The 24,407-nt window shown below is 65.5% G+C and carries 21 protein-coding genes; 10 read left to right on the forward strand and 11 right to left on the reverse strand.

Features of this window, described 5'->3' with window-relative positions; all coding sequences use genetic code 11:
* The first annotated feature begins 69 nt into the window (after positions 1-69).
* Together ACVWYQ_RS13715 and ACVWYQ_RS13720 are read left to right on the forward strand one after the other, a co-directional pair.
* Positions 70-852: a L,D-transpeptidase gene (locus ACVWYQ_RS13715; protein WP_456725705.1), complete on the forward strand. Its 783-nt coding sequence runs from the start codon at positions 70-72 to the stop codon at positions 850-852.
* A 38-nt stretch (positions 853-890) separates the two neighbouring features.
* Positions 891-1,886, forward strand: a complete 996-nt coding sequence (locus ACVWYQ_RS13720; RefSeq protein ID WP_271540485.1) for a glycerophosphodiester phosphodiesterase — start codon at positions 891-893, stop codon at positions 1,884-1,886.
* 16 nt (positions 1,887-1,902) lie between these two features.
* Here the strand turns inward: ACVWYQ_RS13720 and ACVWYQ_RS13725 are convergent, their stop codons facing one another.
* On the reverse strand, positions 1,903-4,182 hold the full coding sequence (locus ACVWYQ_RS13725; RefSeq protein WP_404653346.1) for a fused MFS/spermidine synthase: 2,280 nt from the start codon (positions 4,180-4,182) through the stop codon (positions 1,903-1,905).
* A gap of 230 nt (positions 4,183-4,412) precedes the next feature.
* On the opposite strand from ACVWYQ_RS13725, the gene ACVWYQ_RS13730 reads away from it, so the two are divergent.
* Positions 4,413-6,023 (forward strand): phytoene desaturase family protein, encoded by a 1,611-nt coding sequence (locus ACVWYQ_RS13730; protein ID WP_404543347.1) that lies wholly within the window; start codon positions 4,413-4,415, stop codon positions 6,021-6,023.
* 272 nt (positions 6,024-6,295) lie between these two features.
* On the opposite strand, the gene ACVWYQ_RS13735 is transcribed toward ACVWYQ_RS13730, so the two are convergent.
* Positions 6,296-6,451 carry a Flp family type IVb pilin gene (locus tag ACVWYQ_RS13735; protein WP_085968950.1) on the reverse strand — a complete coding sequence of 52 codons (156 nt, stop codon included), beginning with the start codon at positions 6,449-6,451 and terminating at the stop codon, positions 6,296-6,298.
* Positions 6,452-6,613: 162 nt separating this feature from the next.
* Here ACVWYQ_RS13735 and ACVWYQ_RS13740 point away from each other — a divergent pair, with 162 nt between their 5' ends.
* Positions 6,614-7,501, forward strand: a complete 888-nt coding sequence (locus ACVWYQ_RS13740) for a 50S ribosomal protein L11 methyltransferase (protein WP_157284762.1) — start codon at positions 6,614-6,616, stop codon at positions 7,499-7,501.
* Between the two features lie 39 nt (positions 7,502-7,540).
* Here the strand turns inward: ACVWYQ_RS13740 and ACVWYQ_RS13745 are convergent, their stop codons facing one another.
* Positions 7,541-7,720: a hypothetical protein gene (locus tag ACVWYQ_RS13745; protein ID WP_271540478.1), complete on the reverse strand. Its 180-nt coding sequence runs from the start codon at positions 7,718-7,720 to the stop codon at positions 7,541-7,543.
* Positions 7,721-7,907: 187 nt separating this feature from the next.
* On the opposite strand from ACVWYQ_RS13745, the gene ACVWYQ_RS13750 reads away from it, so the two are divergent.
* Both ACVWYQ_RS13750 and ACVWYQ_RS13755 read left to right on the forward strand, forming a co-directional pair.
* A complete protein-coding gene (locus ACVWYQ_RS13750) occupies positions 7,908-9,737 on the forward strand; it encodes an aminopeptidase P family protein (protein WP_404543348.1) in 1,830 nt (609 codons plus the stop codon).
* A gap of 232 nt (positions 9,738-9,969) precedes the next feature.
* The gene (locus ACVWYQ_RS13755) at positions 9,970-11,244 is read left to right on the forward strand and encodes a multidrug effflux MFS transporter (protein WP_404543350.1); all 1,275 of its coding nucleotides are present in this window, start codon (positions 9,970-9,972) and stop codon (positions 11,242-11,244) included.
* Positions 11,245-11,413: 169 nt separating this feature from the next.
* On the opposite strand, the gene ppdK is transcribed toward ACVWYQ_RS13755, so the two are convergent.
* Positions 11,414-14,329 carry a pyruvate, phosphate dikinase gene (gene ppdK, locus ACVWYQ_RS13760; protein ID WP_404543351.1) on the reverse strand — a complete coding sequence of 972 codons (2,916 nt, stop codon included), beginning with the start codon at positions 14,327-14,329 and terminating at the stop codon, positions 11,414-11,416.
* Positions 14,330-14,425: 96 nt separating this feature from the next.
* The gene (locus tag ACVWYQ_RS13765; protein WP_008562090.1) at positions 14,426-14,581 is read right to left on the reverse strand and encodes a DUF3096 domain-containing protein; all 156 of its coding nucleotides are present in this window, start codon (positions 14,579-14,581) and stop codon (positions 14,426-14,428) included.
* 225 nt (positions 14,582-14,806) lie between these two features.
* Here ACVWYQ_RS13765 and ACVWYQ_RS13770 point away from each other — a divergent pair, with 225 nt between their 5' ends.
* Positions 14,807-15,151 (forward strand): DUF1236 domain-containing protein, encoded by a 345-nt coding sequence (locus tag ACVWYQ_RS13770; RefSeq protein ID WP_456727141.1) that lies wholly within the window; start codon positions 14,807-14,809, stop codon positions 15,149-15,151.
* Positions 15,152-15,433: 282 nt separating this feature from the next.
* On the opposite strand, the gene glyS is transcribed toward ACVWYQ_RS13770, so the two are convergent.
* From glyS to ACVWYQ_RS13800, 6 genes are all read right to left on the reverse strand, one after another.
* Positions 15,434-17,545, reverse strand: a complete 2,112-nt coding sequence (gene glyS, locus ACVWYQ_RS13775) for a glycine--tRNA ligase subunit beta (protein WP_404543353.1) — start codon at positions 17,543-17,545, stop codon at positions 15,434-15,436.
* The gene (locus ACVWYQ_RS13780; protein ID WP_036024903.1) at positions 17,545-18,483 is read right to left on the reverse strand and encodes a glycine--tRNA ligase subunit alpha; all 939 of its coding nucleotides are present in this window, start codon (positions 18,481-18,483) and stop codon (positions 17,545-17,547) included. Before ACVWYQ_RS13780 ends, glyS begins: the two co-directional genes overlap by 1 nt.
* A gap of 214 nt (positions 18,484-18,697) precedes the next feature.
* Complete coding sequence (locus ACVWYQ_RS13785) at positions 18,698-18,889, reverse strand: hypothetical protein (RefSeq protein ID WP_036006375.1); 192 nt, start codon at positions 18,887-18,889, stop codon at positions 18,698-18,700.
* 104 nt (positions 18,890-18,993) lie between these two features.
* Positions 18,994-19,902: a S49 family peptidase gene (locus ACVWYQ_RS13790; protein WP_404543354.1), complete on the reverse strand. Its 909-nt coding sequence runs from the start codon at positions 19,900-19,902 to the stop codon at positions 18,994-18,996.
* Positions 19,903-20,118: 216 nt separating this feature from the next.
* On the reverse strand, positions 20,119-20,883 hold the full coding sequence (locus tag ACVWYQ_RS13795) for a tRNA1(Val) (adenine(37)-N6)-methyltransferase (RefSeq protein WP_271540465.1): 765 nt from the start codon (positions 20,881-20,883) through the stop codon (positions 20,119-20,121).
* A complete protein-coding gene (locus tag ACVWYQ_RS13800; RefSeq protein WP_008562067.1) occupies positions 20,876-21,103 on the reverse strand; it encodes a putative signal transducing protein in 228 nt (75 codons plus the stop codon). The genes ACVWYQ_RS13795 and ACVWYQ_RS13800 overlap by 8 nt, the downstream gene beginning before the upstream one ends.
* A 133-nt stretch (positions 21,104-21,236) precedes the next feature.
* Between ACVWYQ_RS13800 and ACVWYQ_RS13805 the strand changes: the two genes are divergently transcribed.
* The 3 genes from ACVWYQ_RS13805 (at position 21,237) to fabF (ending at position 24,406) form a co-directional block, all read left to right on the forward strand.
* Entirely contained in the window at positions 21,237-22,244 is a 1,008-nt protein-coding gene (locus ACVWYQ_RS13805) for a polyprenyl synthetase family protein (RefSeq protein WP_036006386.1), read from the forward strand.
* Positions 22,245-22,626: 382 nt separating this feature from the next.
* Positions 22,627-23,142, forward strand: coding sequence for a winged helix-turn-helix transcriptional regulator (locus ACVWYQ_RS13810; RefSeq protein ID WP_404543355.1), 516 nt, complete (start codon positions 22,627-22,629; stop codon positions 23,140-23,142).
* Position 23,143: 1 nt separating this feature from the next.
* The gene (gene fabF, locus ACVWYQ_RS13815; protein ID WP_404543357.1) at positions 23,144-24,406 is read left to right on the forward strand and encodes a beta-ketoacyl-ACP synthase II; all 1,263 of its coding nucleotides are present in this window, start codon (positions 23,144-23,146) and stop codon (positions 24,404-24,406) included.
* Position 24,407: the final 1 nt, after the last annotated feature.

Raw genomic sequence — 24,407 nt, forward strand, 5'->3', positions numbered from 1 at the left:
GGCATAATGCACGCCGGGGGACGGAGAGCCGCGGCGCTAAGCGTGAACAGGCCGGAGGCCAGAAGTAAGATGCGTTCGTTTTTTATTGCTTTCACATCCCTGATGCTTTTGAGCGCGGGCACCGCGCAGGCCAAGGTCGAGATCACCGTCGACAAGGACAACCAGCAGATGACCGTCGCCGTCGACGGGGTCGCGCGCTACCGCTGGCCGGTGTCGACCGGCCTCCCCTCGCGCGAGACGCCGAACGGCGCCTTCCGGGCCTTCCGCATGGAAGAGGATCACTACTCCAAGGAATTCGACGACGCGCCGATGCCGCACGCGATCTTCTTCACCAAGGTCGGGCACGCCATCCACGGCACCGACTCGGTCGGCCGGCTCGGCTGGCCGGCATCCCATGGCTGCGTGCGCCTGTCGCGTCAGAATGCCTCGACGCTCTATGCGCTGGTACAGCAGCAGGGCGTGCTCAACACCACGGTGACGCTGACCGGCTCGGCACAGGTGGCGCTGGCGCGCAATCCGCGCGGCCGCAACAACACTGCGGTGGCCCGCGCCCCGCAGCCGGCCGAAGACCAATACGCGACCACCGGCGCCCCCGTGGACCTGACCCCGCCGGCGCAGCCCGCGCGGCGCTACATGCCGCAGGACGACAATTACATCTACCCGGCCGACGGCAGCGACACCGGCGCGCGCTATCCGGCGCCGCGCTCGGCCACCCGCCCGCTCTACGACGCGCAGGTCTATCAGCAGCAGCCGCGGCCCTATTACGACCAGGGCTACGGCCAGCAGGGCTATTACTATCAGCCGCAGCCGCGGCAGGTTTATCAGCCGCGCGGCTACTACTATCAGAACTGACGCGACGACCATCAATCGCCTTGAACCGTCGAGGCACCATGCCATCACGTGCCACGACAATCCCGGTGCTGCTCTCGCTGCTCACTGCCGGACAAGCCATGGGATCTGATTTGGCCTTCGACCTCGAGGCGCATCGCGGCGGGCGGGCGCTGCTGCCGGAAAACACCCTGCCCGCCTTCGCCCATTCGCTGACGATGGGCGTGGACACGCTGGAGCTCGACGTCGGCGTCACCGCCGACGGCGAAGTGATCGTCGCGCATGAGCGCGGGCTCAATCCCGATCTCGCACGGCGGCCCGATGGCGCCTACATCGCTCCGCCCGGCACGCCGTTCGTGAAATTGCGGCTCGACGAGATCAGGACCTATGACGTCGGCCAGATTCGGCCGGACAGTGCCTATGCGAAACAATTTCCGGACCAGCGTGCCGTCCCTGGGACTCGCATTCCCACCTTGCGCGAGCTGTTCGCGCTGGTGCGCAAGTCCGGCAACAGGCAAGTGCGCTTCAACATCGAGACCAAGATCGATCCGAACCGTCCCGATGAAACGCTTGATCCGCAAGAATTCGTCGCGAAGCTGTTCGGGGTGATCGAGACCGAGGGAGTCTCCGATCGCGTCATGATCCAGTCGTTCGACTGGCGAACCTTGCGTCGCGTCCAGCAGCAGGCGCCGAACATCCCGACCGCGTACCTGACGATCCAGCGCGGCCTGGCTCCGACGGTAGCGCTCGACAAGGCGACAAACTGGACGGCGGGGTTCAACCCGGCCGATCACGCCGGCTCGCTGCCGCGCACGATCAAGGCTGCGGGCGGCGCGATCTGGTCGCCCTATTTCGGCGACGTGACCGCTCCTCTGGTTTCGGAGGCCCACGCGCTCGGACTGCGCGTCGTGGTCTGGACGGTGAACAAGCGCGAGGACATGACGCGCATGATCGAGCTCGGCGTCGACGGCATCATCTCGGACAGGCCGGATCTATTACGAGAGGTGGCCGGCGCTAAGGGAATTGCGCTGCCGGTGGGGACGCCCGTGGCGCCTTAGGCCGCGCTCGTGTCCCCTACTCCCCATTCTTCCAACGCCGATACAGCGCGCCCAGGATGTTCGAATAGTCATCGGTCCAGACTCGCACCCTGTCGTCGGCTTCGGTCTGTTCCCATTGCTTGGAGGACGCGAGCCTGCCGATGTCGGCCTCCTCGCGCGCGGAGATGACGACGTCGGTGGAGAAGATGTAGTCACCATCGCGCCCGGAATCCTCGTTGAAGACCCAGCTCTTGAGATCATTGGCGTCCGCGATACCGACGACGACGGTTTCGAGATCCAGATGCCGGTTCGAGACGTGCATCACCACGGCACCGTGCGGCGCGAGCTTGTCCTTGTAGATCTTCATCGCCTCTTCGGTCGCAAGATGGATCGGGATCGCGTCGGACGAATAGGCGTCCACGATGACGAGATCATAGGCGCCGTCGGGCTCCTTGGCGAAGGTGAGGCGCGCATCGCCGATGACAGGCTTCATGTCCGGCATGCAGCTCGAGATGTAGCGGAAATTCCTGGGATCACGCGCCGCATCGACCATGGACTGGTCGATCTCGAAAAAGGTCCAGTCCTCCCCCCGCTCGGCGGCGCAGGCGAGCGTGCCGGAGCCGACGCCGATCGCGGCGACCTTCAGCGGCGCGCCCTTACGCTCGCGGATCGCGCTGACCGCCTGACCGATGCCGCCGTCCTTGTGATAATAGGTGATCGGCTCGGGCCGGCCGGTCACAGGCGTGCCGTCATTGTTGCGGAAGCGCTCGGCGCCATGAATGGTGGTGCCGTGCATCAGCACGTGGAAATAACCGCCGGGCGTCACGACGATCTTGTGCACGCCGAAGAAGCTGCGCACGGTCGTGACGCGGCCCTCGTCCGCGGGATAAACGCGGATCAACGCCAGCGCCAGCGCGACGGTGGCAAAGATCTTCCAGCGTCCGGCATTGAGGATCAGCGCGAGCAGCGCGGCGAGCACGCCGACGGCGCCGGCGACCCAGACGCGATGATCCTCGAACCAAGTCAGGAGGCCGCCGGTCGTGTATGACGGCGCGATGAGCGCCACCGCGATCGCGGCGAGCGCCAGCCAGTACCATTTGACGATTGCGGCCAGCCGCTCATTCGCGGACGGACGGCACAGCGCGGCAAGCGCGATCAGAATCGGATATTCGGCGATCCACGAGAAGGTGAAGGGCGCAACCAGCCCCGCGAACAAGCCACCGACCATGCCGCCCAATGACAGCGCGACATAGAATCCGGTGAGATATTTTGCGGCCGGCCGCGTCCGCGCCAGCTCGCCGTGGCAGGCCATGGCGATGACGAAGAAGCAGAGTTGATGTCCGCCGAGCGTCAGCAGCAGGTTCTGCTCGCCGCCGAAAGCCAGCAGGACGACGACGCCGGCGATCGCGACCGGCTGGAGCATCAGCATCCATTTGTGCGGCAGCAGCGGCCGCGACTGGAACACGACGACCCAGGTCAAGAGGTAAAGCGACAGCGGCAGCACCCACAAAAGCGGCGCCGCCGCGACGTCGGTCGAGATGTGCGCGGTGACGGCGATGAGCAGACCCGAGGGCACTGCGGCGAGGAAGATCCAGCGCAGCCGCGTCAAGAGGCCGGGCGCGGGTGCATTCACGTCCTCGGCCCGCGTGTCGGTCAGCGCCAGCTTCGGCGAACGCAACATCAGCACGCCGCAGGCGCCGATGAGGAGTATCAGCAGGCCATAGCCACCGGTCCAGAACCGGTTCTGCATCTGAAGCGTGAACATCGGCTCCAGCAGGAACGGATAGGACAACAGCGCAAGGAAGCTGCCGATATTGGAGGAGGCGTAGAGGAAATAGGGATCATGCCCGGCCGGGTGGCCGGTGCGGACAAACCAGGCCTGCAGCAGCGGATTGTTCGCGGCGAGCGCGAAGAACGGCAGCCCGATCGAGACCGCGAACAGGGCGAGCAGCCAGACCGCGTAGCCCGAAGCCGGCGGCTCGCCATAGGCGGAGGCGATGCCGAGCGGCAGCGTGGCGAAGGCGGCGAACAGCAGCACCAGATGTACCGCGACGGGGACGATCCGGTTCCGCGCCTGCATCAGCAGATGCGCATAGGCATAGCCGGCCAGCAGCAGCGACTGGAAGAACACCATGGCCACCGACCACACCGCCGGCGAGCCGCCGAGCCGCGGCAGCACCATCTTGGTGAACAGCGGCTGCACCGAGAACAGCAGGAGCGCGCTGACGAAGATCGCAGCGGTGTAGATCGTCAGCAGCAGCCGGTTGCGCGACGACGACGGCTGCTCCGTGGCGGCGGGTTGCACGATCGAATCCATGAATGCTCCGGCTCAAACCCCGGCGGGCGCCGGATCGCGCGCAATGGAGCACAAGGCGCCTGGACGGGCAATAAAGTGTGGCGTGATGTTGCAGCAAGGAATGCCTGATATAGAGATGTCGTTCCGGTACGATGCGCAGCATCGAACCCGGAACCTCGAGATTCTCCGGTGCGGAGCCCGCACCATAGTTCGGCTCTGCCGAGTAGCGCCGGAATGACGCCAAGGAAGTCATGACCGATACCGACGTCATCATCATCGGCGCGGGCCACAACGGCCTCACCTGCGCGACCTATCTGGCGATGGCGGGCCTGCGCGTGCGCGTGGTCGAACGGCGCAAGGTGGTCGGCGGTGCCGCGGTGACGGAGGAGTTTCACCCCGGCTTTCGCAATTCTGTCGCCGCCTACACCGTCAGCCTGCTCAATCCGCAGGTGATCCGTGACCTCAAGCTCGCTGAGCAGGGCCTGCGCATCGTCGAGCGGCGTGCGCAGAATTTTCTGCCCGCGCCGGACGGCAGCTATCTCCTCACCGGCGAGGGACGAACGAAAGCCTCGGTGGCGCGGCTCAGCGCGCATGATGCGGAAGCGCTCGACGGCTTCGCGCGCGAGCTGGAAGACATTGCCGACGTGCTCAGGCGGTTCGTGCTGCGCGCGCCGCCGAACCTGCTCGACGGTTTTGGCACCAACGCGATCCGCGAGGCCGTGAACGCTTTGCAGAGCGCCAACATTCTCCGCGGCCTGACGCTGGAACAGAGCCGCAGCCTGCTCGATCTGTTCACGCGTTCGGCCGGCGAGATGCTGGACGAACGTTTCGAGCACGATCTGGTCAAGGCGCTGTTCGGCTTCGACGCCATCGTCGGCAACTATGCCAGCCCCTACGCCGCCGGCTCGGCCTATGTGATGCTGCATCACGCGTTCGGGGAGGTGAACGGCAAGAAGGGCGTGTGGGGCCACGCCATCGGCGGCATGGGCGCGATCACGCAGGCGATGGCGCGCGCGGCGCGCGACCGCGGCGTCGCGATCGACACGGATGCCGGTGTGCGTGAGATCATCGTCGAGCGCGACCGCGCCGTCGGAATCGTGCTGGAGAACGGCTCTGCGATCCGCGCGAAATATGTGGCGGCCAACGTCAATCCAAAGCTGCTCTACACGCGCTTGATCGCGGCCGATGCTCTGCCTGCGGACTTCCTCGCCCGCATCCGGCATTGGAAGAATGGCTCCGGCACCTTCCGGATGAATGTGGCGCTGGACCGCCTGCCCTCCTTCACGGCGCTCTCAGGCGAGGGCGATCACCTCACCTCCGGCATCATCCTGGCGCCGAGTCTGGGCTATATGGACCGTGCCTGGCTCGACGCGCGCGCCCAGGGCTGGAGCCGCGAGCCCGTGGTGGAGATGCTGATCCCCTCGACGCTCGACGACACGCTGGCCCCGCCCGGCAAGCATGTCGCGAGCCTGTTCTGTCAGCATGTCGCCCCAGGGCTTCCCGATGGAAGGTCCTGGGACGACCATCGCGAAGAGGTCGCCGATCTCATGATCGCGACGGTGGACAAATATGCCCCGGGTTTTGCGGCGAGCGTGCTCGGCCGCCAGATCCTGTCTCCGCTCGACCTCGAGCGGCAATTCGGGCTGCTCGGCGGCGACATCTTCCACGGCGCGCTGACATTGAACCAGCTGTTCTCGGCGCGGCCGATGCTGGGCCACGCCGATTATCGCGGGCCGCTGAGAGGCCTCTACCATTGCGGATCCGGCGCCCATCCAGGCGGCGGCGTCACCGGCGCGCCCGGCCATAACGCCGCGCAGGCGATCCTGCGGGATCACCGCGCCCTGTTCGGGAGCCGTGGATAGGACTGTGGATTGGTTGTGGGCAGGCTGTCGAAAGGCCTGTGAGCGGCCAGAGGAGGCCTGGGCGATACGGCCAGGAGCGATCCTGGGGAAAGCCGGTGGGAAATCGGCGGGGCGATCAGGGGAAAAGTGGTGGATAAAGTCCGGACAAGCAGGCGGATAAGCTGTGAAGTCGGGCGGCAAAAACGACCTCGCCCGCCAGGGGGAATCCCCAGCGGGCGGTGATCAGGAACAGCCTTAAGAAAGTAGCCCCCGCTGGGAAATGGCGGCGGAAATTACTTCAAGGAGGTGCTAATCGAAGTGAACTTCTCGTTCATGGTGGTGCCCAGGCCGTTCACCACGGTAATGATCGCCAGGGCGATACCCGCGGCGATCAGGCCGTATTCGATCGCGGTTGCACCGGACTCATCCGACCAGAACTTCTGAATCATGCGCTTCAAGACTCGCCTCCGTTTCAATTCCAAGCTGCGTGGACTTGCTTGTACATCCGAAAATATACGGGCACACACTGCAGGCGCGTTAATGTGGGAACCTCAACTTGTCCGAAAACTGGGCACCAAAAGTTCCAAAAATTGAACTCAACGGAACCCTGAATGCAGCCTTCCCCGACCCATCGCGCCAGCTTTTCGATCGGCAGCGAAGCCGACGCCAAGCGCGTCGTCGACGTGCTCACCGAGGTCTTTTTCGACGGCGATGCGGCGGTCGCCGCGTTCGAGCGGCCTGACGGACGCTGGGACGTCACGTTGCATTTCGCCGCAGCGCCCGATCAGGCATGGCTGCGCGAACTCGTTGCAACTTCAGCAGGAAATGAGATCGCGGCGACGCTCGTCTTCGATACTGTCGAAGCCAAGGACTGGGTCAAGGCCAGCCTTGAAGATCTCGTCCCGGTGCCGGCCGGCCGCTTCGTCGTGCACGGCAGCCACGATCGCGACCGTGTGGCGCCGAACAAGCTCGCCATCGAGATCGAGGCGGCGCTCGCGTTCGGCACGGGTCACCATGGCACGACGCGCGGCTGTTTACTTCTGCTTGACCATGTCCTGAAGAGCTCCCGCCCGAGGAGCCTGCTCGATCTCGGCACAGGCACGGGCGTGCTGGCGATCGCGGCGGCGAAGGCGCTGCATCGCGCGGTGCTGGCTTCCGACATCGATCCGCCATCGGTCCGGGTGGCCGCCGAGAACGCCACGCTGAACGAAGTTGGCAACCATGTGCGGGTGATCCGCGCGACCGGCTTTGCCGCGCCGGATTTTGCGCGTGCAGGCCCGTTCGACCTGGTGCTCGCCAATATCCTTGCCAATCCGTTGCGGCAATTGGCGAGCCCGATGACGCAGCACCTTGCGCCTGGCGCCCGCGTCATCCTCTCCGGCCTCTTGACGCACCAGGCGCCCGCCGTGATCGCCGCCTACCGCGCCCGCGGCCTCGTGCCGGTGAAGCATCTGCGCATCGAGGGGTGGAGCAGTCTGCTGCTGAGGAAGGTGGGATGAACTAACTGCGTCGCGACGGCGGTGCGCTCCCTTGCCGCGCTACTCGGCCGGCTTCTCGTCGCGGCGTGACGCGCGCTTGCCCCGCAAGGCGCGTTTGGCGCGGCGCTCGGCGAAACGGTCGATCATCTGGCTGATGAGGCCGCGCGGCTTCTTCGGTACTGCCGCTGTCGGAGCGCGGCGCGCCGGCGGCGAAATCTTCTCAAAGGTGAACGCTGGCATCGTGTGTCCCCTCGCCGTTGAGATGAACCACCCGCTCGAATTTCCCTGTTATCCGGACGAAGCGCAACTGCCACATCCTTTACTCCACTCAATTCGAATGGAACTATTTCAAGCACAGTCCATGCCAGATGCGACGCAAATGCGTCTACATTGCGGACTGATCTCCATGATCCTAAAGTGATCCACCATGTTCGAAGCGCACTTCCAGACATTCGAGGAGCCGGAGGCCGGCGTCGCCTTGGCGGCACGACTGGCCGCACTTCGCGAAGAACTTGCCCGTCGCAAGTTGACCGGCTTCGTCGTGCCACGTGCCGACCAGCAGCAGAACGAATATGTGCCGCCATCGGAAGAGCGGCTCGCCTGGCTGACCGGCTTTACCGGCTCGGCGGGACTGGCCGTGGTTCTGCCGCAGGAGGCTGCGCTGTTCGTCGACGGCCGCTACACGCTGCAGGCGGCCAAGCAGGTCGATGCCAAGGCATGGGTAGTGGAATCGCTGATCGATCCGCCGCCGGAGAGCTGGGTGGCGGCGCATCTGAAAGCCGGCGACCGCCTCGGATTTGATCCGTGGCTGCACACTTTTTCGGCAGCCGAACGATTGTCCGCCGCCTGCGCCAAGGCCGGGGCCGAGTTGGTCGCGATCGACAGCAATCCGATCGACGCGATCTGGCAGGACCGGCCGCAGCCGCCGCTCGCTCCCGTCGCGGTGCACAGCCTTCAGCACGCCGGTATCACTGAAGCGGAGAAGCTGACCCAGATCAGGGCCGAGATCGCCAAGCTCGGCACCGATGCCTTGGTGCTGTCGGACAGCCACGCAGTGGCCTGGACCTTCAACATCCGCGGCGCCGACGTCGCCCATACGCCGCTGCCCCTGTCCTACGCGCTGGTGCCGAAGGACGGCCGTCCCACGATCTTCATCGACCACCGCAAGCTCTCCAACCTCACACGCGACCATCTCGAGCAGTCCGCCGACGTGCGCGAACCGGACGCCATGGCGCCGACGCTGATGGCGCTGGCCAAGAGCGGTGCGGCCATTGCGCTCGACAATGCCACAGCGGCCGACGCACTCAGCCGCCTGATCAGCGGGGCCGGCGGCAAGCCGGTGCGCGGCAGCGATCCTGTTGCACTGCTGAAGGCGGTCAAGAACGCGACCGAGATCAAGGGCACCAAGACGGCTCACGTGCGCGACGCCGTGGCGCTGGCGCGCTTCCTCGCATGGATCGATCGCGAGGCGCCAAGCGGCAAGCTCACCGAGATCGACGCGGTCGAAGCGCTGGAGACCTTCCGCCGCGACACCGGCGCGCTCAGGGACGTCTCGTTCCCGACCATCTCCGGCACCGGCCCGAACGGCGCCATCGTGCATTACCGCGTCACCCGCAAGAGCAACCGGCGGATCGCGCCCGGCGATCTCCTGCTGATCGATTCCGGCGCGCAATATGAAGACGGCACCACCGACGTCACGCGCACCATGGCGGTAGGCGAGCCGACGGATGAGATGCGCGACCGCTTCACCCGCGTGCTGCGCGGCCACATCGCGATCGCGCGCGCCGTCTTTCCGGACGGCACCACGGGCGCGCAACTCGACACGCTGGCGCGGCAACATCTCTGGGCCGTCGGGCTCGATTTCGAGCACGGCACCGGCCACGGCGTCGGCAGCTATCTCTCGGTGCACGAAGGACCGGCACGGATTTCGAAGCTCGGCACCACGCCGCTGAAGCGCGGCATGATCCTGTCGAACGAGCCCGGCTATTACAAGACCGATGGCTTCGGCATCCGCATCGAGAATCTCGAGCTGGTCGTCGCCGCCGACATCAAGGGTGCCGAGAAGCCGATGAACGCGTTCGAGACGCTGACCTTGGCACCGATCGACCGCCGCCTGATCGATGCCGCGATGCTGAGCCGCGACGAACTCGATTGGCTGAACGCGTATCATTCGCGCGTCCGCGCCGAGGTGCGGCCCGCGCTGGACGAGGCGACGAAGACCTGGCTCGATCAGGCCACGGCGGAGCTGAAGCTCTAATTCCGTCATAAGACTGCCTGCGTAGGGTGGGCAAAGCATCCGCTGCCGCTCGAAGAGCGGAGGCGGATGCGTGCCCACCATCCATCTCCGCGTGACGGCAGCAATGGTGGGCACGCCGCGCAAAGAGCGCGTCTTTGCCCACCCTACAGGCCCAGCGCCTTGACGCGTCGCGCATAGCCGTATGCCGAAATGAGCGTATTCGCTCGCAACGCGATGCGGCTAGTGTCCGGCGATGCACGGCATCATCAGCAAGCCGCCCGAAGCGGCCGGCAACCTCGCGACCTCGCGTCTGGTGTTGCTGCTGCTGGTGGTGATGACCGGGGTCGCACCGATCTCGCTCTACATCCTGGTTCCGGCGCTGCCGGTGCTGGCGACGGATTTCGGCAGCGACATCTCGATCGCGCAGATGACGGTGTCGCTCTACATGGTCGGCATCGCGCTGTCGCAGCTGATCATGGGCCCGCTGTCGGACCGGTTCGGGCGGCGCCCGGTGCTGCTCGGAGGTCTTGCACTGATGGTGGCGGCCAGCGTCGCCTGCATTTTCGCCGAGACCCTGCCGCAGCTGATTGCCGCACGTTTCTTCCAGGCGCTCGGCGGCGCATCCGGCATGGTGATCAGCCGGGCCATCATCCGCGACATCTACGAGCGCGACCGCGTCGCCTCGATGATCAGCCTCGTGGTCGCGGCGCTGATGATCGGGCAGATGGTCTCGCCGCTCACCGGCGGCCTGATCGAGACCGCGTTCGGCTGGCGCGCGATCTTCTACGCCATCACCATCGCCGCCATCGTCGTTGCCGTCGGGATCGCCTTGGCGCTGCCTGAGACCCGCCGCAGCCGCGCCGCCGGCAGCGGCTTCCGCGGCGATATCGGCATGCTCATCCGCAACCGCGCCTTCGTCGGCTATGTGATGTGCCAGGTGCTGGCGTCCCAGATCATTTTCACCTTCGCCGGCGGCGGACCCTACATCGTGGTGACGCAGATGGGCCGCAGCAGCGCCGAATACGGCGCCTGGTTCGCGACGACGGGCTTTGCGTTTCTGGTCGGCAACCTGCTCTGCGTGCGCTTTGCGCCGCGCCACTCACTGGAGAAGCTGATCTGGTTCGGGCTCGCCCTGCAGCTCTGCGGCAGCCTTGCGAACCTAATCTGGAGCTTCGTCGGCTGGAACGAGGCGCCCGCCTGGCTGTTCGGCACCCATATGATCGTGATGGCCGGCAATGCCTTCGTGATGGCGAATTCCGCCGCCGGCGCCATCAGCATCCGTCCCGAAGCGGCCGGCACCGCCTCGGGCGCGATGGGTTTCCTGCAGCAAGGCATTGGCGCGCTGATGTCGCAGTTCGGCGCCTATCTCGGCGGCCACTCCGCATCGACGCTGCCGCTGACCTCAGCGGTCCTCGCGATCTCGACCCTTTGCGCCTGCGTGATGATGTTCGTCGTGCCCCGCCGCGAGGAGGTAGCGAGCGCGGCGCTGATCGGGCAGGCCGAGGAGGACGAGACGGGGATGATGTGAGGGGCGCCGAGTAGAGTCCCTCTGCGGAACGATTCTGGATTGCTTCCGCCTTCGCCGAGGCTTCGGCGGACAAGTCGCTACGCTCGCAATGACGACGCGGAGAGAGCAGTGCCAAAAATGAGAGGCGGGGCTGGGCCCCGCCTCTCTCAATTCAAGTCTGTGTTTCGGCTTACGCCTGACTCGCGATCGCCTTGCCTAGCGCGGCCTGCGCCGCTGCAAGCCGCGCGATCGGCACGCGGTAGGGCGAGCAGGAGACGTAGTCGAGACCGATATGGTGACAGAAGGCGACGGAGGCAGGATCGCCGCCATGCTCGCCGCAGATGCCGACCTTGAGCGACGCGCGGGTCTTGCGGCCGCGGGCGACGCCGATCTTGACCAGCTCGCCGACGCCTTCCTGATCGAGCGAGATGAAGGGATCGACCGTGAGGATGCCCTTCGCCACATAGGGACCGAGGAAGCTCGCCGCGTCGTCGCGGCTGATGCCGTAGGTCGTCTGCGTCAGGTCGTTGGTGCCGAACGAGAAGAACTCGGCCGACTGCGCGATCTCGCCCGCGAGCAGGCAGGCGCGCGGCAGCTCGATCATGGTGCCGACCTGATAGGCCAGCTTGGTGTTGGTCTCGCGCATCACGGCCTGCGCGGTGGCATCGATCCGTGCCTTGACCAGGTCGAGCTCGGCCTTGGTCGCGATCAGCGGCACCATCACCTCGAGGCCGACGGCCTTGCCGGTGCGCTTCTGCGCCTCGACCGCCGCCTCGAAGATCGCGCGGGCCTGCATCTCGGCGATCTCGGGATAGGCGATGGCGATGCGGCAGCCGCGGAAGCCGAGCATCGGGTTGAACTCCGAGAGCTCGCGGGCGCGATCGGCGAGGCGCCGTGGGTCGGTGTTCATGGCGCGCGCCACTTCCTCGACCTCGGCATGGGTGTGCGGCAGGAATTCATGAAGGGGAGGATCCAGAAGCCGGATCGTGACGGGCAGGCCCTTCATGATCTCGAACAGCTCGACGAAGTCGGCGCGCTGCATCGGCAGCAGTTTTGCCAGCGCGGCGCGGCGCGACTGCTCGTCCTCGGAGAGGATCATCTCGCGCACCGTGCGGATGCGCGTCTCCTCGAAGAACATATGCTCGGTGCGGCAGAGGCCGATGCCTTCCGCGCCGAACTTGATCGCCGTGCGCGCGTCGTCCGGCGTGTCGCCGTTGACGCGGACGCCGATCTTGCGGACCTGGTCGGCCCAGTTCATCAGCGTGCCGAACTCGCCGGACAGCTCCGGCTCGATCATCGGCATGCGGCCGGCGAGCACCTGGCCGAGCGAGCCGTCGATGGTGATGACGTCACCGGTCTTGAAGGTGCGCGAGCCGATGCTCATGGTGCCGCGGCCGTAATCGACGCGGATGGTGCCGCAGCCGGAGACGCAGGGCTTGCCCATGCCGCGCGCGACCACCGCCGCGTGCGAGGTCATGCCGCCGCGCGTGGTCAGGATGCCTTCGGCGGCGTGCATGCCGTGGATGTCTTCCGGGCTGGTCTCGATGCGGACCAAAATCACCTTGCGTCCGTCGCCCTGAAGCTTGGCCGCCTCGTCCGAGGAGAACACGATCTCGCCCGAGGCCGCGCCCGGCGATGCCGGCAGGCCGGTCGCGATCACGTCGCGCTTGGCGTTGGGATCGATGGTCGGATGCAGGAGCTGGTCGAGCGAGGCCGGATCGATCCGCGTCACCGCTTCCTTCTTCGAGATCAGGCCCTCATTGGCGAGCTCGACCGCGATGCGCAGCGCCGCCTTGGCAGTGCGCTTGCCGCCGCGGGTCTGGAGCATCCAGAGCTTACCCTGCTCGACGGTGAACTCCATGTCCTGCATGTCGCGGTAGTGCTTCTCGAGCAGCGTGTAGATCCGCGTCAGCTCCTTGAAGGCTTCCGGCATCGCCGCTTCCATCGACGCCTTGTCGGAGCCCGACTCCTTGCGCGCCTCCTCGGTGATGTCCTGCGGCGTGCGGATGCCCGCGACCACGTCCTCGCCCTGCGCGTTGATCAGGAACTCGCCGTAGAGCTTGCTCTCGCCGGTCGAGGGGTTGCGGGTGAAGGCAACGCCCGTGGCCGAGGTCTCGCCCATGTTGCCGAACACCATGGCCTGCACGTTGACCGCGGTGCCCCAGGATTCCGGAATGTCGTGCAGCTTGCGGTAGGTCACCGCGCGCGCGTTCATCCAGGATGAGAACACCGCGCCGATCGCGCCCCAGAGTTGGTCGTGCGGATCCTGCGGGAATTCCTTGCCGGTCTCGCGTGCGACCGCGTCCTTGTACTTGCCGACCAGTTCGACCCAATCCTCGGCCGACAGATCGGTGTCGAGCGTGTAGCCCTGACTGTCCTTGAAGGTGTCGAGGATCTCCTCGAAATGATGATGCTCGAAGCCGAGCACCACGTCGGAATACATCGTGATGAAGCGGCGATAGCTGTCATAGGCGAAACGGCGGTCGCCCGACAGCTCGGCCAGCGCTTCCACGGTCTGGTCGTTGAGGCCGAGATTGAGCACGGTGTCCATCATGCCCGGCATCGAGGCGCGCGCGCCGGAGCGCACCGAGACGAGCAGCGGGTTCCTGGTGTCGCCGAACACCTTGCCGGTCAACTTGCCGACATAGTCGAGCGCCTTCTCAACCTGCGGCTTCAGTTCCTTCGGGTAGGTCTTGTCGTGCTCGTAGAAATAGGTGCAGACCGAGGTCGGGATGGTGAAGCCCGGAGGCACCGGCAGGCCGAGATTGGCCATCTCGGCGAGGTTGGCGCCCTTGCCGCCGAGCAGGTCGCGCATTTCCGTCCGGCCCTCGGCCTTGCCGTCACCGAACGTGTAGACCCATTTGCCGGCCTTGGCCGCTGCCGGCGCCGCCTTGGCAGGCACAACCTTCTTCGGCGCAGGCTTCGCGGCAACCTTCGGCGAAGCCGCCTTGGTCATTGCCTTTGCCACCGGCTTTGCAGTGGGTTTGGCGACCGGCTTCGGCGCGCTCTTGGCCAGCGCCTTGCGGGCCGCCGGCGCGGCCTTCGCCTTGGCGGAGGGCTTTGATTTCGCTGCAGTTTTAGAAGGCTTCGAGGCGGCTTTGGCCATAGCTTGCACACAACCTGCGAGAGGAATGGGAAATCGCGGGCCTTACACCACTTTGGGCGGGCCCGCGCAAGACGGACAGTTCCGAAAAGTGAACGCCTAGAAGCGGAGCCACTTCAGGAGCCCGAGCCCAATCGCGCCGTTGACGATGAGGAAGATCGCGACGATGAGGTTGAGGAGCCGCGGCATGATCAGGATGAGCACGCCCGCAATCAACGACAGGATCGGCGAAATGTGGGCGACGGTGATGTGCATGAACTATCTTTCTGTGGAGGTGAGGCGAATCGCGCGCGGATCATAACCGGCCAAGTTCCGGGAGTAGAGATGCGCAAGAATGGCTACGAGTTCCCCACCTCACGAAAACTGCCCGAAATTGCCGCGAATGCGGCAGACCTTTTGCCGGAACATTGGCTTTCGGCATGCATTGGCAACCGGTCGCGCCATTGGCGCGTCAGAAGATTCAAGTCGAAGGAGTTGTCCATGCGGAACAGGATTCTTGCTCTCGCAGCGCTCGCCGTCGCGATCGGCGCGCCCCTTGCGGCGCAGGCGCAAAGCAGCGTCACAGTCGGACGCGTGGTCGACGGTGCTCCGACCATTGCCGTCGAACAGCGGCCCGCCTTCCGCGAATATGTCGTTGAACAACGTGTGCCGCCCTTCCGCATTCCGGATCGCGTGGTGGTCGGTGCCACCTTACCCGAAGTCGGCGTCACCTATTATGACGTGCCGCAACGTTTCGGCGCCACGACCTATCGCTACACCGTCGTGAACGGCGAAACCGTGCTGGTCGAGCCGCGCTCGCGCCGCATCGTCGAGGTGCTGGACTAAAGACGCAGCCGCTCCATTCGATGTCCGGCGCGTCACATCAGGCTGGCGCGAGCAGTGTTAAATCGGACATCAGGCCCCGCCCGGTCCTCCCCCCGCCGGGCGGGGCTTCTTGTTGTGGTCTCGTGTCCCGGACAAGGCGCGACGCGCAAGCGTTGCGACGCAGAGCCGGGACCCAGATGCTACGAGCACGCGGCAGCATGGGCCCCGGCTCTGCAGCGCACCACGCCGCGAAGCGGCGCGTTGCGCAGCGTCCGGGGCACGAGAGCCGCTATACCCCCCGCCTCAATCCTGGATCTTCGAGAAGTCCGCCACCGCGCGCGTGGCGCTGCGGATCTCGTTGAGGAGCTTCAGGCGGTTCTCGCGCACCTTCGGATCATCGTCATTGACGCGCACCTTATCAAAGAACGCATCGACCGGCGGACGCAGCTTCGCCATCGCACTCATCGCGGCGGCGAAGTCTTCCTTGGCCACCGCAGCGCTGGCTTCCGCCTTGACCTCACCGATCGCCTTGGCCAGCGCCTTCTCCTCAGCGAGGCTGTAGAGCACGGCATCGGGCTCGTGATCGTACTCGCGTTTATCCCTCTTCTCTTCGATAGTTAGAATGTTGCTCGCGCGTTTTGTCCCTGCCAGCAAATTCTTTCCATCATCGCTATCAAGCAATTTTCCGAGAGCCTCGATGCGATCCACGATCGAAATGAGCGAGTGCCCCTTAAAAAGCGATTCCGCACTCAAAACGGCATCGACCAGATCGTGTCGGGCCTTCTGATCCTTGAGCTGGACCTTCAGGCGATCCTCAAAAAAGAGCATCAAGTCATCGATCTTATCGACAACCTCAAGATACTTCTTTCTGTATGAATTCTCGAAGTGCTTTTCGACAATGTTTCGAAGACTGATCTTGATCCGCCGTTCAAGAACTATCCTGATGACGCCAAGTGCCGCGCGACGGAGCGCATATGGGTCTTTGCTCCCGGTTGGCTTTTCATCAATCGCCCAGAAACCGACTAGCGTATCCATCTTGTCGGCGAGCGCCACGGCGACGCTGACCGGATCGGTCGGCACGCGGTCCGCAGGCCCTTGCGGCTTGTAGTGCTCCTCGCAGGCGGCGGCGACGGAGGCGTCCTCGCCCTGCGCCAGCGCATAGTACTTGCCCATCAGGCCCTGCACCTCCGGGAATTCGCCGACGACTTCCGTCAGCAGATCCGCCTTGGCGAGCTGCGCCGCGCGCGTCGCCTTGGCGACATCGGCGCCGACCAGCGGCGCGATCTCAGCAGCAAGGCGCTCGATGCGCTTGATGCGCTCCGCCTGCGTGCCGAGCTTCTCATGGAACACGATCTGCTCGAACTTCGGCAGCCGGTCCTCGAGCCTGGTCTTGAGGTCCGTCTCGTAGAAGAACTTCGCATCCGATAGCCGCGCCCGGATGACGCGCTCGTTGCCGGCGATGATGGTTTTGCCACCGTCGGTCGCCTCGATATTGGCGACCAGGATGAACTTGCTCGCGAGCTTGCCCGTCTTGGGGTCGCGCACCACAAAACACTTCTGGTTGTTGCGGATGGTGGCGCGGATGACTTCGTCAGGAGTCTTCAAAAATTCCGGCTCGAACGAGCCCATCAGCACGACCGGCCATTCGACCAGGCCGGCGACCTCATCGAGCAGGTTCTGGTCCTCGACCAGCTCAAAACCTTGCGCGAACGCGAGCTGCTTGGCGTCGGTGAGGATGGCGTCCTTGCGGCGCTCGGCGCCGAGCACGACTTTTGCGGCAAGAAGCTTAGCCTCGTAGTCCTCGAAGCGGCGCACGGAGATCGGCGCCGGCGCGAGGAAGCGGTGGCCGTAAGTGGTCTGGCCGCTCTCGATGCCGTCGACCTCGAACTTCACGACATCGGGCTCTTCGGTCTCGGGGCCGAAGGTCGCGGTGATCGCGTGCAGCGGACGCACCCAGTTCAGCGAGCCGGGCTTGCCCGAGCGCGCGCCCCAGCGCATCGATTTCGGCCACGGGAAGGTGCGGATGATGACAGGCAGGATCTCGGCGAGCACATCGATCGCGTCGCGGCCGGGCTTCTCGATCAAGCCGATGTAGAAATCACCCTTGGGGTCGCGCTGGATTTTGGCTTCGTCCAGCGACTTCAATCCCGTCGCTTTCAGGAAGCCCTGCACGGCCGCATCGGGCGCGCCGACTTTCGGGCCGCGCCGTTCGGTCTTCAGGTCAGGCTGGCGCGCAGGGATGCCGTGCACGGTAAGCGCAAGGCGCCGCGGCGTCGCGAAGGCCTTTGCGCCCTCGTAGACGAGGCCTTCGGCAACCAGCTTGTCGGTGACCATGCGGCGCAGATCGTCCGCCGCCTTCGCCTGCATGCGCGCGGGAATCTCTTCGGAAAACAGTTCAAGCAAAAGATCGGGCATCAGGCCGCTCCGCCCGCTTCAGTGTGGATCCAGGCCTCGCCACAAGCTTTTGCCAGCTCGCGCACGCGCAGAATGTAGCTCTGCCGTTCGGTCACGGAGATCACGCCGCGGGCATCGAGCAGGTTGAAGACGTGGCTCGCCTTGATGCACTGGTCATAGGCCGGCAGTGCCATCAGGTGCTGTTTCCGGTTGCCGCCGTCGCGCCAGCCGGCATCGAGATATTTTCTGCAGGCAGCTTCCGCCATCTTGAACTGTTCGAACAGCATCGCGGTGTCGGCATATTCGAAATTGTGCCGCGAATATTCCTGCTCGGCCTGCAGGAACACGTCGCCATAGGTGACCTTCTGGTCACCGTCGCGGCCGTTGAAATTGAGGTCGTAGACTCGGTCGACGCCCTGCACATACATCGCGAGGCGCTCGAGCCCGTAGGTGAGCTCGCCCGCGACCGGCGCGCATTCGAAGCCGGCGACCTGCTGAAAATAAGTGAACTGGCTGACTTCCATGCCGTCGCACCAGCACTCCCAACCGAGGCCCCAGGCGCCGAGCGTCGGGCTCTCCCAATCGTCCTCGACGAAGCGGATGTCGTGCACGGCGGAATCGATGCCGATCGCGGCGAGCGACTTCAGGTACAGCTCCTGAAGGTTCGGCGGCGACGGCTTCATGATCACCTGGAACTGGTAATAGTGCTGCATCCGGTTCGGGTTCTCGCCGTAACGGCCGTCCTTGGGCCGGCGCGAGGGCTGCACATAGGCCGCGTTCCACGGCTTTGGCCCGAGCGCGCGCAGCGTGGTCGCCGGATGGAAGGTGCCCGCGCCCATTTCCATGTCGTAGGGCTGCAGGATCACGCAGCCCTGCTCGGCCCAGAACCGCTGGAGCGCGAGGATGAAGCCCTGGAACGAGCGTTCCGGGCGCATATGGGCGGGCAATGAGGCGTCCATCGTCAGATCGGGCTCTCGCGGGGGTTTTGAATCGCGCGGGACCGTATCGACGGCGGGGATGGGAATCAAGGCGAAGGGGGCCGGATTCGGGCGTCATTCCGGGGCGCCCGCAGGGCGAGCCCGGAATCCATTGCGCCGCTCACTCCGTGGTTCGGATGGATTCCGGGTTCTCGCTTCGTGAGCCCCGGAATGACGAACGCGTGGAGGTGTGCCCTTAACCCGGCCGGTAAGCTCCGGTCACGGGGTCACGCTTCAGCGTCTGGATATCCCCCATGCGGGCGGCCTCGGTGACGCGCGACAGGCGCATCTCCTCCAGCTCCTGGTTGATCCGGATGGCGGTCTTGTAGGCCCAGCGGACCACGGCAAGCCCGCCCAGGACGCCCGCGAAAGCGACGAACGGCGGCATCGGTCGATCCTCGTCTCATGCTCAGCCCCCACCAGCATTCTTGCGCAGATGGACCTGCGCCGCAATCGGCGCCGCCCGGGCGAAATGGCGCGGGAGCGCGAGACCTAGAACCCGAATTTCGCCCAAATCGCCCGCGTCTCCACCGCCGAGATCAGCTCGTCCGGCAGCCCGGCCATTGATTCCAGGGCCGAAAGCTGCCCCGCGCCGGGCGATTTCCGGCCCAAAAGGCCGGAGAGCAGCCCGGTCGGCTGCGCGATCACGGGGGTGAGAACCTTCTCACCATAGCGGGCACGAAGAGTTGAGCGGAGATCGCCGATGCTGTCGGCGAGCCCCAGCGCGATCGCGCTGTCCCCCGCCCAGTATTCGCCCGAGAACAGCGTATCGTCGGCTCCCTTCAGCCGGGCGCCGCGGCTTTCCTTGACCAGCGCGATGAAGATCTGGTGGATCTCGCGCTGGATCGCCTTCAGCCTCATGACGTCGTCAGGGTTTTCCGGAAGGAACGGGTCGAGCATCGCCTTGTGCTCGCCCGAGGTGTAGAGGCGCCGCTCGATGCCGAGCCGCCTGATCGCCTCCTGAAAACCGAAACTGCCGCCGACCACGCCGATCGAGCCGAGGATCGAGGAGGGATCGCAGATGATCTCGTTGCCCGCGCAGGCGATCATGTAACCGCCGGAGGCCGCGACGTCCTCGACGAACACGAGCACCGGCAGCTTCTTCTCCGCGGCGAGCTGCTTGATGCGCAAGTAGATCTGGCGCGACTGCACCGGCGAGCCGCCGGGCGAGTTGATCACCAGCGCCACGGCCTTGGCGTGCCGATAGGAAAACGCGCGCTCGAGCACCCGCGCGACGCCGGCAAGCGTCAGGCCCGGACGAAGCGGCGTCACCGCACCGATCACACCGGACAGCCGCACCACAGGCACGACAGCCGTGCCGGGACGAAAGCGCGCCGGCAGGTATTGCATGAGCTTGTCGGCCAGGCCGGAACTCTCACGATCGTTCAATTGTTCGGCCATGGCCTTACCTCTGATTAACCATTTCTTATCACGCGAGTGTCATTGAAAGTGCCAGGAACGTGTTTTGCAGAATTCGCGTTGGGAAGCTGCAATAGGCAGCGGAAGGAAACGCCATGAAGATCTATCTGCTGTTGCTGCTGATCGGTGCGCTTTTCACGGCGCTTCACTTTACGTCGCCGCAAGAGCAGCAGACGGAATCGCTTCCGCAATAAGCCGTCACGGCCTCGCCAGCGGCAACGCCGCCCTCCCCTCCAGAATATCCTTCACCTCTTTCTTCGGCACGTTTGACTCCTCGTTGAGCATGAGGCCCGGCAGCAATTGCGACGGTGCCCGGCCGCCTTTGACTGCGCGCACCAGCACCCGGATGGCAGGCTTTCCCGCTTCGCCATGAACCGGCAGGATCGCGAGGCTGCCGAAGCCGCGTGACAGCGCTGCCATGACATCGCCAATTCCGTCCGCGCGCCAGATCAAGGTCAGCACGCCGCTCGATCGGAGAATGCGCCGGGCTGCATGCACCCACGCATGCAGCGTCTCCTCCCTCGCCACATGCGCGGTGTGGCGCGCCTGATCCGGCGAGCCGCGATGGCGTGCGGGATCGTTGAAGGGCGGGTTCATCAATACGGCGTCGGAACTGTCGGGCAGAAGTCCGTTCGCTGCAAACGCCTGCGCGTCGGCGGTGACGTCGAGCACGATGACCTCGGCGGGAATCGTGTTCGCTGCGGCGTTCGCCCGCGCGAGCTCTGCCAGTTCCGGATCGATCTCGACGAGGCTCAGCCTGATCCCCACGACGCGCCGCGCCAGCGCAAGGCCCGCCGTGCCGACGCCGGCGCCAAGCTCGACCACGCGGTCACCCGCCCTAGCGTCGGTCGCTGCTGCCAGCAGGACGGCGTCGTGCCCGGCGCGGTGACCTGACCGCTTCTGCATCAAGCGCAACTGCCCGCCGAGAAACGCGTCCTCGGTAATATCCGCGGCCTCAATCATCGCCGCGCAGTTCGTGGCTGAGGCCTGCCTCGGTGAGGAGCGCCCTGGCTTCCTCGGCGTCGTCCTCATGAACCAGGATCCGCCGCGGCAGAATGCCGAGAGACCCCTCGATGATGCTCATGTTCTGGTCCAGCACCAGATGATGGATGTTGGCGCCGTCGAGCAGCGCGCCAATCGCCGACACCAGCACCATATCGTTGGTCCGAACCAGTTCACGCAAAACGGAGGTCTCCTGCCTGAAAGTGGCTAACGCGGCAAATGTCAATGGTTCCGCGGCCCTTGCCGCATCCGCCGCCAGTTTCTATTGTATTTCCATCAGAATAGCCCTTCCGGGGCAAATATTGGAGACCGGCGTGGCCGTCATCGTACCTTTCGAAACCCCCGGCGCGTCGATCGAAGAGCTGGTTGCCCTTGTCGCTCCCGACATGGAGCGCGTCAATGCCACGATCCTGTCGCGGACCGGCTCCGACGTGACCATGATCCCTGAAGTGGCCAACCACTTGATCTCCTCGGGCGGCAAGCGCCTGCGCCCGATGCTGACGCTCGCCATGGCCAACCTCGCCGGCTACACCGGTGACGGCCACATCAAGCTAGCTGCCAGCGTCGAGTTCATGCACACCGCCACCCTGCTCCACGACGACGTGGTCGACGAGAGCGAGATGCGCCGCGGCAAGCTGTCGGCGCGCATGCTCTGGGGCAACGAGGCAAGCGTGCTGGTCGGCGACTTCCTGCTCGGCCAGGCTTTCCGCATGATGGTCGAGGTCGGATCGCTGCGCGCGCTCGACATCCTCTCCGCGGCGGCCGCCACCATCGCCGAGGGCGAGGTGATGCAGCTCGCCGCCGCCAAGAACACCGCGACCACCGAGGACGAGTATCTCGCCGTGATCCGCGGCAAGACCGCCGAATTGTTCGCCGCCGCCTGCGAGGTCGGCCCCGTGATCGCGAACCGCCCGAAGGCGGAGCAGACTGCCTGCCGCTCGGTCGGCATGAATCTCGGCATCGCCTTCCAGCTCGTCGACGACGTGCTCGACTATGGGGGCAAGAGCGCCAAGCTCGGCAAGAACACCGGCGATGATTTCCGCGAAGGCAAGATCACGCTGCCCGTCGTGCTCGCCTTCCGCCGCGGCAACGACACCGAGCGCGCCTTCTGGATCCGGGCGCTCGAGCGCGGCGAGATCGGCGATTCCGATCTCGATCACGCTATCGGCCTGATGAACAAGCACCGCGCGCTCGAGGACACGCTGATCCGCGCCCAGCACTACGGCGCCATGGCCGTGGATGCGCTGGCGCTGTTCCCCCCCTCGCCGATGAAGAGCGCGCTGGAGCAGGTCGTGGCGTTCTGCTTGGCAAGATCGCATTAGGCGACTGACGCTCACGCTTTGCGCGCTCCCTCCACCCGTCATTGCGAGCGCAGCGAAGCAATCCGGAATCCCCGCCGCGGAGATAATCTGGATTGCTTCGCTGCGCTCGCAATGACGGAGTACGCCGCGACGGCACCGCTCGCTCTCGTGTCCCGGACGCGCTGCAGCGTGAAACGCTGCTGCGCAGAGCCGGGACCCAAGCGACATCCGCAATCATGATCAATATGGGCCCCGGACGCAGCGCACCGCTAAGAGGCGCTGCGCTGCGTCCGGGGCACGAGAGCGCGCTTCATCTCACCAGCAGAACCCAGCCCCACTCGCTCCACATGGCTGCCCGCGCAGTCACTTGCATTTTGCAAGTTACTGACCTACCTTGCCTGCCATGCAGCCCAAATCCCCTTCCATCCTGGAATGCCCGGTCGGCCGCGCGGTGGAGACGGTCGGCGAGGGGTGGAGCATCCTGATTCTGCGCGATGCATTTCAGGGTGCGACGAAGTTCGACGAGTTCTTGCAAGGCCTCGGCATTGCGCCGAACATCCTGTCGCGGCGGCTGGCGCATCTGACCGAAAGCGGCATGTTCGTGCGTCGCCGCTATCAGGAGCGCCCGCCGCGCTACGAATATGTGCTGACGGACAAGGCGCGGGATTTCTTCCCCGTGATCGCTACGCTGCTCGCCTGGGGCAACAAGCATCTGGCGCCGAAAGGCGAATCCATCCTGCTGGCGAGCCGCGACGATGTCCGCCCGCTCGAGCCGCTCTTGGTCGATGCCGCCGATAAGCGCCCGATCACGCTCGCCAATGCGGTCGTCGTCGCAGGTCCCCGCGCCAGCCGCGGCATGCGCGCACGGCTTGCTTCGCTCAAGGCCATGAACCCGGCCGTCGCGCCGGCTGGAGACTGACATGCGTCGTATCGTGGTGACGGGAATGGGCGCGGTGTCGCCGCTTGGCTGCGGCGTCGAATTGACGTGGCGGCGGCTGCTCGCCGGGCAAAGCGGGCTGCGCCCGTTGCCGGAATGGGCAGAGGCGCTGCCCGCGCGCATCGCAGGTCTCGTGCCCGACAAGACCGATGATGCCGAAGGCGGTTTCGATCCGGCGCAGGCTGCCGCGCCAAAAGACCAGCGCAAGATGGACCGCTTCATCCTGTTCGCGCTGCTCGCCACCGCGGAAGCCGTCGCGCAAGCCAAATGGACACCGCAGGACGCTGGCGCGCTCGAGCGCACCGCGACGATCATCGCCTCCGGCGTCGGCGGCTTTCCGGCGATGGCGGAGGCGGTGCGCATCACCGAGCAGCGCGGCGTGCGCCGGCTGTCGCCGTTCACGATCCCCTCGTTCCTCGCCAATCTCGCCGCCGGCCACATCTCGATCAAATACGGCTACAAGGGCGCGCTGGGCACGCCCGTCACGGCCTGCGCCGCCGGCGTGCAGGCGATCGGCGATGCCGCGCGCATGATCCGATCAGGCGAAGCTGACGTTGCGATCTGCGGCGGCGCGGAGGCCTGCATCGACATCGTCAGCCTCGGCGGCTTTGCGGCCGCTCGCGCGCTGTCGAGCGGCTTCAACGACGAGCCAGCGCGCGCCTCGCGTCCGTTCGATCGCAACCGCGACGGTTTCGTCATGGGCGAAGGCGCCGGCATCCTGGTGATCGAGGCGCTGGAGCATGCGCAGGCGCGCGGTGCGACGCCGATCGCCGAGATCGTAGGCTACGGCACGACCGCGGACGCCTATCACATGACCTCGGGGCCGCCCGATGGCGATGGTGCCCGCCGCGCCATGGAGATCGCGCTTCGGCAGGCCAAGCTTGCGCCCGCGGATGTGCAGCACCTGAACGCGCACGCGACCTCGACACCGGCCGGCGACGAAAGCGAGCTCGGCGCTATCGGCGCGCTGTTCGGCCGCAACCGCGGCATTGCCGTGAGCGCAACCAAATCGGCCACGGGTCACCTGCTCGGCGCCGCCGGCGGGCTGGAAGCGGTTTTCACCGTGCTCGCATTGCGCGACCAGATCGCGCCGCCCACGCTCAATCTCGAAAACCCCGATCCGGGCGCTGAAGGCATCGATATTGTCGCAGGTAGCGCGCGGCCGATGCCGATGCAGCATGCCATCTCCAACGGGTTCGGCTTCGGCGGGGTCAATGCCAGCGTGATCTTGCGCCGGCTGGGCTGAA

The sequence above is a fragment of the Bradyrhizobium sp. USDA 3397 genome, from assembly GCF_054060965.1.